Annotated in this window: 14 protein-coding genes; 7 read left to right on the top strand and 7 right to left on the bottom strand. The window is 68.4% G+C overall.

Annotation, left to right across the window (positions count from 1 at the left end):
- The first annotated feature begins 5 nt into the window (after nucleotides 1–5).
- A complete protein-coding gene (locus tag AB5J62_RS29055) occupies nucleotides 6–164 on the top strand; it encodes a hypothetical protein (protein WP_370943129.1) in 159 nt (52 codons plus the stop codon).
- Between the two features lie 51 nt (nucleotides 165–215).
- Here AB5J62_RS29055 and AB5J62_RS29050 read toward each other — a convergent pair whose 3' ends face one another.
- Nucleotides 216–2,369, bottom strand: a complete 2,154-nt coding sequence (locus tag AB5J62_RS29050) for an MMPL family transporter (protein WP_370943128.1) — start codon at nucleotides 2,367–2,369, stop codon at nucleotides 216–218.
- A gap of 196 nt (nucleotides 2,370–2,565) precedes the next feature.
- Between AB5J62_RS29050 and AB5J62_RS29045 the strand changes: the two genes are divergently transcribed.
- Complete coding sequence (locus AB5J62_RS29045) at nucleotides 2,566–3,147, top strand: TetR/AcrR family transcriptional regulator (RefSeq protein WP_370943127.1); 582 nt, start codon at nucleotides 2,566–2,568, stop codon at nucleotides 3,145–3,147.
- A 68-nt stretch (nucleotides 3,148–3,215) separates the two neighbouring features.
- Here AB5J62_RS29045 and AB5J62_RS29040 read toward each other — a convergent pair whose 3' ends face one another.
- Nucleotides 3,216–3,779 carry an RNA 2'-phosphotransferase gene (locus AB5J62_RS29040; RefSeq protein WP_370943125.1) on the bottom strand — a complete coding sequence of 188 codons (564 nt, stop codon included), beginning with the start codon at nucleotides 3,777–3,779 and terminating at the stop codon, nucleotides 3,216–3,218.
- A 30-nt stretch (nucleotides 3,780–3,809) separates the two neighbouring features.
- Nucleotides 3,810–4,271 (bottom strand): redox-sensitive transcriptional activator SoxR, encoded by a 462-nt coding sequence (gene soxR / locus AB5J62_RS29035; protein ID WP_370943124.1) that lies wholly within the window; start codon nucleotides 4,269–4,271, stop codon nucleotides 3,810–3,812.
- 52 nt (nucleotides 4,272–4,323) lie between these two features.
- Between soxR and AB5J62_RS29030 the strand changes: the two genes are divergently transcribed.
- The 3 genes from AB5J62_RS29030 to AB5J62_RS29020 are packed head-to-tail and all read left to right on the top strand — an operon-like array spanning nucleotide 4,324 to nucleotide 6,310.
- The gene (locus AB5J62_RS29030) at nucleotides 4,324–4,971 is read left to right on the top strand and encodes a transketolase (protein WP_370943123.1); all 648 of its coding nucleotides are present in this window, start codon (nucleotides 4,324–4,326) and stop codon (nucleotides 4,969–4,971) included.
- 6 nt (nucleotides 4,972–4,977) lie between these two features.
- Nucleotides 4,978–5,868 carry a transketolase family protein gene (locus AB5J62_RS29025; protein WP_370943122.1) on the top strand — a complete coding sequence of 297 codons (891 nt, stop codon included), beginning with the start codon at nucleotides 4,978–4,980 and terminating at the stop codon, nucleotides 5,866–5,868.
- 10 nt (nucleotides 5,869–5,878) lie between these two features.
- The gene (locus AB5J62_RS29020; RefSeq protein ID WP_370943121.1) at nucleotides 5,879–6,310 is read left to right on the top strand and encodes an NUDIX hydrolase; all 432 of its coding nucleotides are present in this window, start codon (nucleotides 5,879–5,881) and stop codon (nucleotides 6,308–6,310) included.
- Here AB5J62_RS29020 and AB5J62_RS29015 read toward each other — a convergent pair.
- Genes AB5J62_RS29015 through AB5J62_RS29005 form a run of 3 tightly spaced genes read right to left on the bottom strand, consistent with a single transcriptional unit; the run spans nucleotide 6,296 to nucleotide 9,339 of the window.
- The gene (locus AB5J62_RS29015) at nucleotides 6,296–6,805 is read right to left on the bottom strand and encodes an NIPSNAP family protein (protein WP_370943120.1); all 510 of its coding nucleotides are present in this window, start codon (nucleotides 6,803–6,805) and stop codon (nucleotides 6,296–6,298) included. The genes AB5J62_RS29020 and AB5J62_RS29015 overlap by 15 nt on opposite strands.
- Before the next feature lie 36 nt (nucleotides 6,806–6,841).
- Nucleotides 6,842–8,011 (bottom strand): acyl-CoA dehydrogenase family protein, encoded by a 1,170-nt coding sequence (locus AB5J62_RS29010; protein WP_370943119.1) that lies wholly within the window; start codon nucleotides 8,009–8,011, stop codon nucleotides 6,842–6,844.
- A complete protein-coding gene (locus tag AB5J62_RS29005; protein WP_370943117.1) occupies nucleotides 8,008–9,339 on the bottom strand; it encodes an MFS transporter in 1,332 nt (443 codons plus the stop codon). Before AB5J62_RS29005 ends, AB5J62_RS29010 begins: the two co-directional genes overlap by 4 nt.
- 102 nt (nucleotides 9,340–9,441) lie before the next feature.
- Between AB5J62_RS29005 and AB5J62_RS29000 the strand changes: the two genes are divergently transcribed.
- Nucleotides 9,442–10,290 carry a hypothetical protein gene (locus tag AB5J62_RS29000; RefSeq protein ID WP_370943115.1) on the top strand — a complete coding sequence of 283 codons (849 nt, stop codon included), beginning with the start codon at nucleotides 9,442–9,444 and terminating at the stop codon, nucleotides 10,288–10,290.
- Nucleotides 10,291–10,344: 54 nt separating this feature from the next.
- Here the strand turns inward: AB5J62_RS29000 and AB5J62_RS28995 are convergent, their stop codons facing one another.
- On the bottom strand, nucleotides 10,345–10,890 hold the full coding sequence (locus tag AB5J62_RS28995) for a snapalysin family zinc-dependent metalloprotease (RefSeq protein WP_370943113.1): 546 nt from the start codon (nucleotides 10,888–10,890) through the stop codon (nucleotides 10,345–10,347).
- Between the two features lie 205 nt (nucleotides 10,891–11,095).
- Here AB5J62_RS28995 and hisH point away from each other — a divergent pair, with 205 nt between their 5' ends.
- Nucleotides 11,096–11,725, top strand: coding sequence for an imidazole glycerol phosphate synthase subunit HisH (gene hisH, locus AB5J62_RS28990; RefSeq protein WP_370943111.1), 630 nt, complete (start codon nucleotides 11,096–11,098; stop codon nucleotides 11,723–11,725).
- Nucleotides 11,726–11,736 lie beyond the last annotated feature (11 nt).

The raw sequence follows: 11,736 nt of genomic DNA, 5'->3' as shown, positions 1-11,736 counted from the left end.
GCACCGTGAGCAAGGAAATGATCGGAATTCTGCTGCTGGCGCTGGCCGGTTTCCTCATCGGCGGCGTCTACGCGACGTGGAAATCCGTCAAGCTGATGGCGATCGTGCTCGGCCTGGCCGCACTGGTGGCCGCGGGTGCCGCAGTCGCCTGGTTCGTAGGCTGACGTCGTGAGTGATGCCGACGGTTAGAACCGTCGGCATCACTCACGACCCCTTTAGACGGACGCGAGTTCGCGCTCGTCGTCCAGCTTCTTCGTGAGCTGTTCGCCCTCGACGTCGACGTTCGGCAGCACCTTGTCGAGCCAGCGCGGCAGCCACCACGCGCCCTTGCCGAGCAGCGACATCACCGCGGGCACGATCGTCATCCGGATGACGAAGGCGTCCACCGCGACACCGAACGCCAGCGCGAAGCCGATCGACTGGATGAGCGACGATTCGGCGAGGATGAAGCCGGCGAACACGCTGATCATGATCAGCGCCGCCGCCACGACCACCCGCGAGCCGTGCCGGAAGCCGGTGACCATGGCCTCCTGCGGGTCGGCGCCGTGCACGTGCTCCTCACGCATCCGCGTCACCAGGAAGACCTGGTAGTCCATCGCGAGGCCGAACAGCACGCCGATCAGCAGGATCGGCAGCATGCTCATGATCGGGCCGGTCGACTCGACGCCGAGCAGGTCGTTCAGCCAGCCCCACTGGAACACCGCGACCACGGCGCCGAACGTCGCGACCACCGAGCCGAGGAAGCCGAGCGTCGCCTTGAGCGGCACGATGACCGAGCGGAACACCAGCATCAGCAGCAGGAACGCGAGGCCGACGATCAGCGCGAGGTAGGGGAGCATCGCGTCGGAGAGCTTCTCCGAGACGTCGATGTTGGCCGCGGTCTGCCCGGTCACGGCGATGCTCGCGCCGGTTTCGGACTTCAGCGACGCGCCCTGGGCGCGGATGTCGGCGACGAGGTCCTCGGTCTGCTTGCTGCTCGGGCCGCTCTTCGGGATGACGGTCAGCAACGCCGTGTCACCCGCCTGGTTGACGCCGGTCGGCTTGACGAACGCGACGTCGTGCAGTCCGCTGAGCTTGGCGACCACCGGCTGCACCGCCTGCGGGTTCGGCATGTCGACGACGACCAGCAGCGGGCCGTTCGCGCCCTCGCCGAAGCTCTTGCTGACGATCTCGTAGGCGCGGTGCTGGGTGGACTCCGGCGCGGCCGTGCTGTCGTTCGGCAGGCCGAGCTGCATGTCGGCGACCGGGATCGCGACGACCGCGAGTCCGGCGAGCGCGGCGATCAGCACCGGCCAGCGGCGCTTCGCGACGAACCTGGCCCAGCGCTCGCCGTGCGTGGCCTTCGCGGACTCGTGGTCCTTGCCCGGCTTGATGCGGTTCCTGGCGAAACCGAGGATCGCGGGCAGCAGGGTCAGCGCGATGATCACGGAGATCGCCACGGTGATCGCGGCGGCGACGCCCATCTCGCCGAGGAACGGGATGCCGACGACGGTCAGCCCGGCCAGCGCGATGATCACGGTCAGCCCGGCGAACACGACCGCGCTGCCCGCGGTCCCGGCGGCTCGGCCCGCGGCCTCTTCCGGACTCCGGCCGATCGCGAGTTCATGTCGATAGCGCGAGACGATGAACAGCGCGTAGTCGATGCCGACGGCGAGACCGATCATCAGCGCGAGCACCGGGGTGTTGTTGTTCAGGTCCATGAAGCCGGACGCGGTGGTGATGCCCGCCATGCCGATGCCGACGCCGACGAGCGCGGTCAGCAGCGGGATCCCGGCGGCGATCAGCGAGCCGAAGGTGATCACCAGCACGAGCGCCGCGACCGCGACGCCGAGTCCCTCGGTGGCGTTGGTGACCGGCTGGGTCTGCACGGCGTCGCCGCCGAATTCGACCTGTAGCCCGGCCTGCTCGCCGACCTTCGCGGCCGACTTCAGCGCGGCGCGGTCGTCCTCGGTCAGCTCGAAGGCCTTCTCCTTGTAGCTGACCTGCGCGAGCGCGACGCGCTGGTCCGGTGAGATGGACTTCATCTGGAACGGGTCGGCGACGTTGACCACCTTCGGCGCGGTCTTCAGCTGCGCGACCACGCGCTCGACGGCGGCCTGGTTGGCGGGCGCGGTGACGGTCTGGCCCGGCGCCGCGGCGATGACCACGCGCGCGGTCGCGCCACCGGCGGCGGCCTGCGGGAACTTCTCGGCGAGCTGGTCGATCGCCTGCTGCGACTCGGTGCCGGGGATGGTCACGGAGTTCGTCAGCTGGCCGGACAGCGTCACGGCGCCCAGGCCGAGGCCGAGCAGCACGGCGGCCCACAGCGTGGCGACGAGCGCCCGCCTGCGGAACGCGAACCGGCCGAGCCGGTAGAGGAAGGTGGCCACTGTGGGTGACTCCTTGGAAGAGGGATCAGTCGATCAGGTGACACTGAAGCTAGCCGATCGGCAAGGGGAGTCACAAGCCGATCGGCAAGTATGTGACTAGCCGCACGGCTAGGCCAGAGCTCGCCGATCGGCTAGGGAGTCAACTTGTCGATCGGCCAGCAGGCGGCGTAGAGTCCGACTGAATCGAGGAGGACCGATGGCGGCCGGAACGGCTGAAATCCGTGAAGACACCAGGACCAGGCTGTTGACCACAGCGCTGCGCCTGTTCACCGAGCACGGTGTCGAAGGAACCTCGCTGCAGATGATCGCCGACGCGCTCGGTGTCACGAAGGCGGCGGTGTACTACCACTTCAAGACCAAGGACGAGATCACCGAAGCGGTCGCCGAGCCCGGCATGCGCGAGCTGGCCGCGCTCGTCGAAGAAGGACTCAAGGTCCGCCGCCGCGGCGCGCAGATCGACTTCGTCCTCGAAGGCTTCGTCGACCTCGTGGTCCGGCACCGGTCACTGGTCGCGCTGTTCTCCAGCGACCCCGGCATCGCCCGCGCGCTCGAACGCGGCTTCCACACCTCGGTCGACATGAAGGACGGCCTGATCACCCTCTTCGTCGGCGAGGACCCGGACGTCTCGGGCGTCATCACCGCCCACGTCCTGCTCACCGGCCTCGCGCTGACTGGCGGCGCCCCCACGCTCGCCGACCTCGACGACGAAACCCTGCGCGCCTCCCTGCTCGAGGTCGGCCGCAAACTCCTCGGCCGCCGCGCCCGCCGCATCTGCTGACCCCGGGGATAAAGCCCGCTTAACTCCCGGGAGTAGAGCGGGCTTAACTTCGGGGAGTAAAGCCCGCTTTATCCCGGGCCTGAGGCCGGGAGCTGGGCGAAGGTGAGGTAGGCGGGCGGGACCGCCGAGGTGAGCCAGACGCCGTTGGCCGAGAGCTGGAAGGTGAGGCCGTCGGTGTGCATGGCGGCCGCGTCGACGCTCAGGATGACCGGTTTGCCGCGCCGGGCGCCGACCGTGATGGCGGTGTCCGTGGTCGCCGAGAGGTGGACGGCGTGGCGTGAGCCGGGGTTGAGGCCTTCGCGCATGATCGAGTCGAGGAACCGCGCGACCGTGCCGTGGTAGAGCACCGCGGGCGGGACGGAGTCGGGGAGCGCGAGGTCGACCGGGACGCTGTGGCCTTGGCTGGCGCGGATGCGGGTGCCGGTCTCGTCGAAGGCGAAGCGGCTCTTGTCGTTGTTCGCCACGACCTCGTCCAGGTCGGCGCGGGTGAGCGGGAAACCGTGCGCTGCCAGCGCGCGCAGCAGCACGTCGACGGACACCCAGCCCTGCGGGTCGAGTGCGATGCCGATCAGGTCCGGTTCGTGCCGGAGGTGGAACGAGAGTTTCTTGGAGACTCGTTTGAGGTCTTTCATAACGGCTTCATCGTCGCACCGCGGCGCAACTCAAATTCCGCCTTCGACCGCCGGCCGCAACTTCACCGCGCCGGAACCGAAACGGGACATCTGGTCGTCCGAGTTGTAGAGACCGCAGCTGCGCAAGGACAGGCAGCCGCAGCCGATGCAGCCGGTCAGCCGGTCGCGCAGGCGTTGCAGCGCGTCGATGCGGGCGTCGAGTTCGTCCTGCCAGCCCTTCGACAGCCGGGCCCAGTCGGCCTTCGTCGGGGCGTGGTCGGTCGGCAGTGTCGCGAGCGCGGCGCTGATGTCCTCCAGTGTCAGGCCGACGCGTTGCGCGGCGCGGATGAACGCGATCCGGCGCAGCACCGAACGGGGATAGCGGCGCTGGTTGCCCGCCGTGCGTTCGGAGCCGATCAGGCCTTTGTCCTCGTAGAACCGCAACGCGGTGTGCGGCACGCCGCTGCGGTCGGACACCTGTCCGATGGTCAGGTGGTCGGCAAGCTTGGTCACTTCGCCAGGCTATCCTTGACTTCGAGTTTGGTCGAGGTTGCAGCCTGGATACATGACCACCGCCACTGAACTCGACCGGCTCATGTCGCTGATGACCGGCGACGAGAAACACGACGCGGCCGCGACGTCCACTTTGGACGTTCTGTGGACGCTCTACGACCGGGTGCTCGGCCCCGACGACCGGTTCTTCCTGTCCAAGGGACACGGCCCGATGGCATTCTACGCGATATTGGCCGCCAAGGGTTTCCTCGACGAGTCCGAGCTGAAGACCTGGGGCCGCCCCGATTCCCGGCTCGGCTACCACCCCGACCGCACCAGGGTGCCCGGCGCCGAGATCTCCAGCGGCTCGCTCGGCCACGGGCTTCCGCTCGCCATCGGCACTGTGTTCGGCCTCGACGCCCAAAAGCTGCCTGGCGACATCGTCGTGCTCGTCGGCGACGCCGAACTCGACGAGGGTTCGAACGCCGAAGCGATCGCCGTCGCCGGCCGCCAGGGTATGGAGCGGCTCACCGCGGTCGTCATCGACAACTCGTCCGCCACACATGGCTGGCCGGGCGGCATCGCGAGCCGGTTCGCCGTCGAAGGCTGGGAGACCCGTACCGTCGACGGCCGTGACCACGACGCGCTGTACCACGCCTTCACCGAGCCGCACCCCCGGCGCCCGCTCGCGGTCGTCGCCGTCGTCGAACCGAAAGGCTGACCAGCCATGGACATGCGCCAGACTTTTCTCTCCACAATGGACGAAGTGCTCGACGTCGACCCGAGGGTCGCGCTCGTCATGGCCGACATCTCCGCGGCCTCCATGGACGACGCCAAGGCCCGCCATCCGGACCGGGTGCTCAACGTCGGCATCCGCGAGCAGCTGCTGATCAGCGTCGCGGGCGGGCTCGCGCTGTCCGGGATGCGCCCGGTCGCGCACACCTTCTCGTCGTTCCTGGTCGAGCGGCCGTTCGAGCAGGTGAAACTCGACCTCGGCCATCAGGGTGTCGGCGCGGTGCTCGTGTCGTCCGGCGCTTCCTACGACATGCCGTTCGCGGGCCGCACGCACCAGGCGCCCGGCGACGTCGCGCTCATCGACACCTTGCCCGGCTGGGCCATCCACGTGCCCGGCCACCCCGACGAGGCACGTCGCCTGCTGCTCGAATCCTTGCCTGGCGACGGTAACGTCTACCTGCGGCTTTCCGCTCAGGAGAACGCCGAAGCGCACCTCGGCACCGGCGTGCAGGTCGTCAAATGGGGCAACGACGGGGTCGTGCTGGCGGTCGGCCCGATGCTGGACCCGGTGCTGGCGGCGACGGAAGGCCAGAATGTCACCGTGCTCTACACCTCGACCATCCGGCCGTTCGACGCCGGCGGCCTGCGCACCGCGGTCTGGGATTCGACGCCGAACGTGGTGCTCGTCGAGCCGTACCTCGCCGGCACGTCGGCGCACGTCGTGTCGGCGGCGCTCGACGACATCCCGCACCGGCTGCGCTCGCTCGGCGTCCGCCGCGACATCGAGGTGCGCACATACGGCGAAATGGCGGACCACGATCTCGCGCACGGGCTCGACGAAGCGTCGATCGCCATACAGATCAAGGAGTTCCTGGCCCGGTAGTGTCTTGACCGTGACCACAGAGATCCGCCCGCTCGCGCTGGCCCTCATCCGCCGTGGCGACGACATCCTGGTCTTCGAAGGCCGCGACGTGATCAAGGACGAGACGTTCTACCGCCCGCTGGGCGGCGGCATCGAGTTCGGTGAGCGCGCGGCCGACGCGCTCCGCCGCGAGTTCCGCGAAGAGCTCGCGGCGGAGCTGACCGGGATCGAGCAGCTCGCCGTGCTGGAGAACATCTTCGTCAACGACGGCAGCCCTGGACACGAGATCGTCTTCCTGTTCGGCGCCGAGTTCGCCGACCGGTCCTGGCTCGCCCGCGAGGACCTGGGCACGATCATCGACGACCCCGGCACCCGCGTCTTCTGGCGCCCGGTCGCCGACTTCCTGTCAGGCAACGCGATTCTCTACCCGGACGGCCTGGCCGCGTTGCTAGCCGACTCGTGAGAGCCGGAGCGAACCCGTTGCCGCACCACTGAAATCGAACCGCACGAACACCTTCTCGCCTTCGCGGACCGGCAGCCGGGGGAACGTGTTCTCCACGTCGAGCGTCTCGAAGCAGACCGAGTCCTTGTCGAAATCCTCCACCGGATCGCTGATCGTCACGGTGACCATCGGTGGCATGGTGGCGGGGAAATCGGCGCCGAGCGGGCGCAGGAGCAGCACGTTGTCGGAGTCGAGCATGGTCGCGTTCGCCGCGGGCCCGTGCTTCTTCCACACGGGCCCGTAGTAGAACGCCTCCAACGCGGCCTTGCGCGCTTCCATGCTTTCGAACCCGCGTACCCAGACGAACCGATCCGGATCGTCGAGGTCGCGGAAGCGTCCGGGCAGCCGGATGCCGAGCGCCTCCTGGCTCTCGACGAACTCCCGCTCGAAGAGCTCGATCAGCTCGTCACGGCGGCCCGGACGCAGGGTGTACTGACGCAGTTCCACGACATTCATGCCGCGAAGCTAGCCAGCCTCCACTGACATCCAGTGTCAGCGGAAAGCCGCGAGTCCCGTCACGGACTGGCCGAGCGAGAGCGCGTGCATCTCTTCGGTGCCCTCGTAGGTGAGCACGGTTTCGAGGTTCGCCATGTGCCGCATCACCGGGTACTCCAGCGAGATCCCGTTGGCGCCGAGCATGCCGCGCGCGGTGCGGGCCACCTCGATGGCCGACCGGACGTTCGCCATCTTCCCGAAGCTGACGTGGTTGTGGTGCAGCTTGCCCGCGTCCTTGAGCTTGCCGATCTGCAGCGCGACCAGCCCGGCCCGGTTGACCTCGACCACCAGGTCGGCGAGCTTGCGCTGGGTGAGCTGGAAACCGGCCAGCGGCTTGCCGAACTGCTCACGGCTGAGCGTGTACTCCAGCGCGGACTCGTAGCACGAGCGCGCCGCGCCGACGACGCCGTAGAGGATGCCGTAGCGGGCCTCGTTCAGGCAGGACAGCGGCCCGCGCAGACCCCTGACCTCGGGGAACGCCGCGGACTCCGGCAGGCGGACGCCGTCGAGGACGAGCTCGGCCGTCAGCGAGGCACGCAGGGACAGCTTGTGCTTGACCTCGTTGGCGGTGAACCCGGGCGTGTCCGTCGGGACGACGAAGCCGCGGATGCCTTCGTCGGTCTGCGCCCAGACCACCGCGACCTGCGCGACCGTGCCGTTGGTGATCCACATCTTCGAGCCGGTGAGCACCCAGTCGCCGCCGTCGCGGACGGCGCGCGTGCGCATCGAGCCGGGGTCGCTGCCCGCGTCCGGCTCGGTGAGCCCGAAGCAGCCCAGCGCCTCGCCCGCGGCCATGCGGGGGAGCCACTCCTGCTTCTGCTCCTCGGAGCCCCACTTGTAGATCGCGTACATCGCGAGCGAGCCCTGCACCGAGACGAAGCTGCGCAGGCCCGAGTCGACGGCTTCGAGCTCGCGGCAGGCGATGCCGTACGCGACGGCGCTGGTGCCGGCGCAGCCGTAGCCCTCCAGGTGCATGCCCAGTAGTCCGAGCTGGCCGAAGCCCTTGGCGAGATCGGCGGCGGGGAGCGAGCCGGACTCGTACCACTCCGCGACGTTCGGCAGGAGCTGGTCGTTCGCGAAGGCGCGGACCGCGTCGCGCATGTCGCGTTCTTCGCCACTCAGCTCGGCGTCGAGGTCGAGGAAGTCGTGGGCATCCGGTTTCGTCATGGTGTTGCTCCCGTGCGCATCGTTGAGCCGTCGGCGATCGACTCTACGGAAAGTCCGGTGGTGCGGGGACCGAGCAGCGCGACGTCGACTATGAGAATCATCATGGCCCCCGCCACTATCGCGAACATCGCGCCAGGGCCTTTACCGGTGAGTACAGGCAGCAGGACGAACGGCATCGCGGCCGTCGCCAGCCGGGACAGCGAGTACGCCGAGCCGCCCGCGGTCGCGCGCAGTTCGGTCGGGAACAGCTCGCCCTGGTAGGTGTGGAAGGCGTTGGAGAAGACGTTCGACAGCAGGGTGTAACAGAAGCCGAAGGTGATGATCGCCGCCGAGGTCGTCGCGTAGCCGAACGCGAGCCCGAACCCGGCCATACCGGCCGCGCTGCTGATGATGAGCCATTTGCGTTGCACGCGTTCGATGATCGGGATCGACAACGCCGAGCCGAGCGGATAGCCGAGGAATGTCAACGCGACGTAGGTGAGTGACGTGCTGAGGTGGAAACCTTTGGCCGCCAGCACAATGGGGACGAGTGAGCCGAAGCCGTAATAGCCGAACGCCTGCAGTGCCTGGAAAACGTAAAGCATCGCGGTCCGTTTGAGCCACGGCGGACGGAAGAGCGCGCTCGCCGGGGCTTTGGGCGCGGGCGGTGCTTCCGGGGTGATTTCCGGTGTTTCCTTTTCGAAGCGGCGTACCACGGCGTCGGCCTCTTCGAACCGGCCTTGGCTGACGAGCCAGCGCGGTGATTCCGGCAAACCCGTGCGCAATATCAGAACGACGACGGCGCCGAGTCCGCCGATCACGAAGAGCCAGCGCCAGCCGTTTTCGTAGTCGGCGAGCCAGCGTGCGAGGAAACCGGCGGCGGGCACCCCGCAGAAGCCGATCGTGTAAGCCCAGGCGGTCGCGCGGCCGCGGTGCTTCGCGGGCAGCAGGTCGGCGAGGTAGGCGTCGGCCAGCGGAAGTTCCGCGCCGATGCCGATGCCCGCGACGAACCGGCAGACGACCAGCATCCAGACTTCCGTGCTGAAAGCGCCTAAAAGCGTGAAAACCGAATACAAGCCGAGAGTGATCAAGAAAGCGGTGCGCCTCCCGACCCGGTCGGCCAGCCTGCCGAGCCCGAGCGCGCCGACGAACGCGCCGAGGAAGGCCGACGCGAGCAGCAACTTCAAATCACCTGGTGACACTGAGAATTGCTTGGTCAGCACCGTGCTGATCGTGCCCGCGAGAAACAGGTCATAAAGGTCGAAAAAGGTCGCGATGCCGACCAGTGCGACGACATACCGGTGGCGACGCGTCACCGGTAACCGGTCCAGGCGCTCCGAGATCATCATGGTCAAGATCGTTCCACCGAACGGCGGTCATCGAAACCGGTGACCGATGCGAGAATTCCCCCGCCGCCGCCGCGATAACGCTTTCTCGAGGAGAGCATGCGCATGCGTGTGACGGTAAGAATCATCGCGATACTGGCCGCCATGGTCGCGTTCAGCGGGACCGCGACGGCCGCGTCACTGGGCGGCTGGCGGCAGACCGGCCATGCCACGGTGGACATCAAGTTCAGCAACGAGGGCATCGCCACGGTGCGCGCGCCCGGCAAGCCGCCGGCGCTGGTGTACCGCGGCAGCGGCGCGATCCCGCAGGCCCAGCTCGACAAGGGCTGGGGGCACGTCGGCGACGTCGACTCGCACCGCGGCTACATCGTGGACGCGTACCAGAACACCCGCGACGTGCCGGCGCCGAACAAGATGTTCCTGGTCACGACGCCGACCGGGCAGACGTACGAGTACGTCCACCAGCTGACGCCGGAAGAGCCGCCCGCCAACGCGAACTCGGCGGTCGCGATCACGCCGGACGGCCGGTGGCTGGTCGCGGCCGCGCTCGGCGAGCTGGACCAGCTGTTCGTCTTCCCGGCGCCGCTGACCGGGACCGGTGGCTCGATCGAGCTGAGCGGGCACGTCAAGCTCGACACCAAGATCCGCAACGCGCAGGGCTGCGACTTCGTGTCCGAGCGGAAGCTGCTCTGCGCCACCTCGGACCCGTATAACGACTTGTACCCGACCTCGTTCCAGCTGCTGGAGATCGATCTGGCGCGGCCGGTGCGGGGCCAGGACGTCCGGGCGCACGTCCGGTCACTGGGCCAGGTGCCGCTGGTGAGCACCTGCCCTGGCCTGTTCGTCACCGAGGGCGTCGACTACGACGCCCCGGCCGGCGAACTCCGCGTCGAGGTGGTCGCGCCGAGCCCGTGCAACACGGTCACCGACGTCTACACCTTCCGCAGGTCATAGGGGGTCGTGCGCGTTGCGGGCGGTTAGAACCGCCCGCAACGCGCACGAGTCCTTTTACTTGGCGTAGACGGTCTCGACGATCGTCCGGGTGCCGGCGTCGTTGGCGGTGAGGCCGTTCGCCCAGAGGCGCTGCACGCGGGCGGCTTCGGTGGCGTTCGGGTTGGCGTTGTGGCACGAGGTGCCGGGGCCGCCACCGGACATCAGCTCGGAGCACGGGCCCGAGTAGTGGTCGGGCAGGCCGAGCGCGTGACCGGTCTCGTGGGCCGCGATCCGGACGACGTCGTACTGCCTGGCCTGGGTGTAGTCGATGAAGATGGTGCCGCTGCCGTGGCCGTTGGTCTGCGCGTACGAGCCACGCGGGTCGTTGCCCTCGGTGTAGCGCAGGCTGGCGCCGGAGGTGCGCGAGCGCAGCTGCACGTTCGACACGGCACGGTTCCAGTTGGCCGCGCCGGAGGCGATGGCGGACTGGAAACTCGGGGCCCCGGAAGCGTTGTAGTACACGACCGTGGCGGTCGGCGCGGCGGACGCCATACCGGCGGTCAGCGGCAGCACGGCGGCGGCGAGCGCCACGGCGCCCATGACGAATTTAGTGCGGGACACAGGGATTCTCCTTGCCAATGAAGGGGATTTCGGCGCGCTTGGCTAGGAAATGTAAGGGGGCGACCCGGTCCGATACATCCGACTTTCGTACGGATATTGCTATCTGTTAATAGATCTCGTGATCCTTTAACAGTCACGGGTCCTTTCGGACCAGCCGGTATGGGGCCATCCAGGTGCCGGTGCCGTTCCCCGGTACCGTGGAGCCGTGCCTACAGTCGTGATCCTGGACTACGGTTCGGGCAACCTCCGCTCCGCCGAACGCGCCGTTCAGCGCGTCGGCGCGGACGTGGAGGTCACCGCGGACCCGCAAGCCGCGCTCAACGCGGACGGTCTCGTCGTGCCCGGTGTCGGCGCCTTCGCCGCCTGCGCCGAGGGGCTGCATTCGGTGCAGGGCGAGCGGATCATCGGCAAGCGGCTGGCAGGCGGGCGCCCGGTGCTGGGCATCTGCGTCGGCATGCAGATCCTGTTCGAGCGTGGCGTCGAGCACGGCGTCGAGGCGGCCGGCGCGGGGGAGTGGCCAGGCACGGTCGACCGGCTGACCGCCGACGTGCTCCCGCACATGGGCTGGAACACCGTCCGCGCGCCCGAGGACTCGCAGCTGTTCGCCGGGCTGTACCCGGAAGAACGCTTCTACTTCGTGCACTCGTACGCCGCGCGCAGCTGGGACCTCGAATCCGGGCTGGCCGGGCAGCAGCCGAAGGTCACCTGGGCCCACCACGGCGAGGACTTCGTCGCCGCCGTCGAGAACGGTCCACTGTGGGCGACCCAGTTCCACCCCGAGAAGTCGGGTGACGCCGGCGCCCGGCTGCTGAAGAACTGGCTTGACACCCTGTAGTCGTCTTAGCG

The organism is Amycolatopsis sp. cg5 (assembly GCF_041346955.1).
Taxonomy (GTDB): domain Bacteria; phylum Actinomycetota; class Actinomycetes; order Mycobacteriales; family Pseudonocardiaceae; genus Amycolatopsis.
Note: the sequence above shows the minus strand (reverse complement) of the source record. Positions and strands in the feature narration are given on the sequence as shown.

Excerpts from the sequence above, each read along its gene's own strand:
- AB5J62_RS29040 (WP_370943125.1), bottom strand. The coding sequence starts at position 3,779 with ATGAAAGACCTCAAACGAGTCTCCAAGAAACTCTCGTTCCACCTCCGG.
- AB5J62_RS29005 (WP_370943117.1), bottom strand. The coding sequence starts at position 9,339 with ATGATGATCTCGGAGCGCCTGGACCGGTTACCGGTGACGCGTCGCCAC.
- AB5J62_RS29010 (WP_370943119.1), bottom strand. The coding sequence starts at position 8,011 with ATGACGAAACCGGATGCCCACGACTTCCTCGACCTCGACGCCGAGCTG.
- AB5J62_RS29000 (WP_370943115.1), top strand. The coding sequence starts at position 9,442 with ATGCGTGTGACGGTAAGAATCATCGCGATACTGGCCGCCATGGTCGCG.
- AB5J62_RS29045 (WP_370943127.1), top strand. The coding sequence starts at position 2,566 with ATGGCGGCCGGAACGGCTGAAATCCGTGAAGACACCAGGACCAGGCTG.
- AB5J62_RS29030 (WP_370943123.1), top strand. The coding sequence starts at position 4,324 with ATGACCACCGCCACTGAACTCGACCGGCTCATGTCGCTGATGACCGGC.
- AB5J62_RS29015 (WP_370943120.1), bottom strand. The coding sequence starts at position 6,805 with ATGAATGTCGTGGAACTGCGTCAGTACACCCTGCGTCCGGGCCGCCGT.
- AB5J62_RS29025 (WP_370943122.1), top strand. The coding sequence starts at position 4,978 with ATGGACATGCGCCAGACTTTTCTCTCCACAATGGACGAAGTGCTCGAC.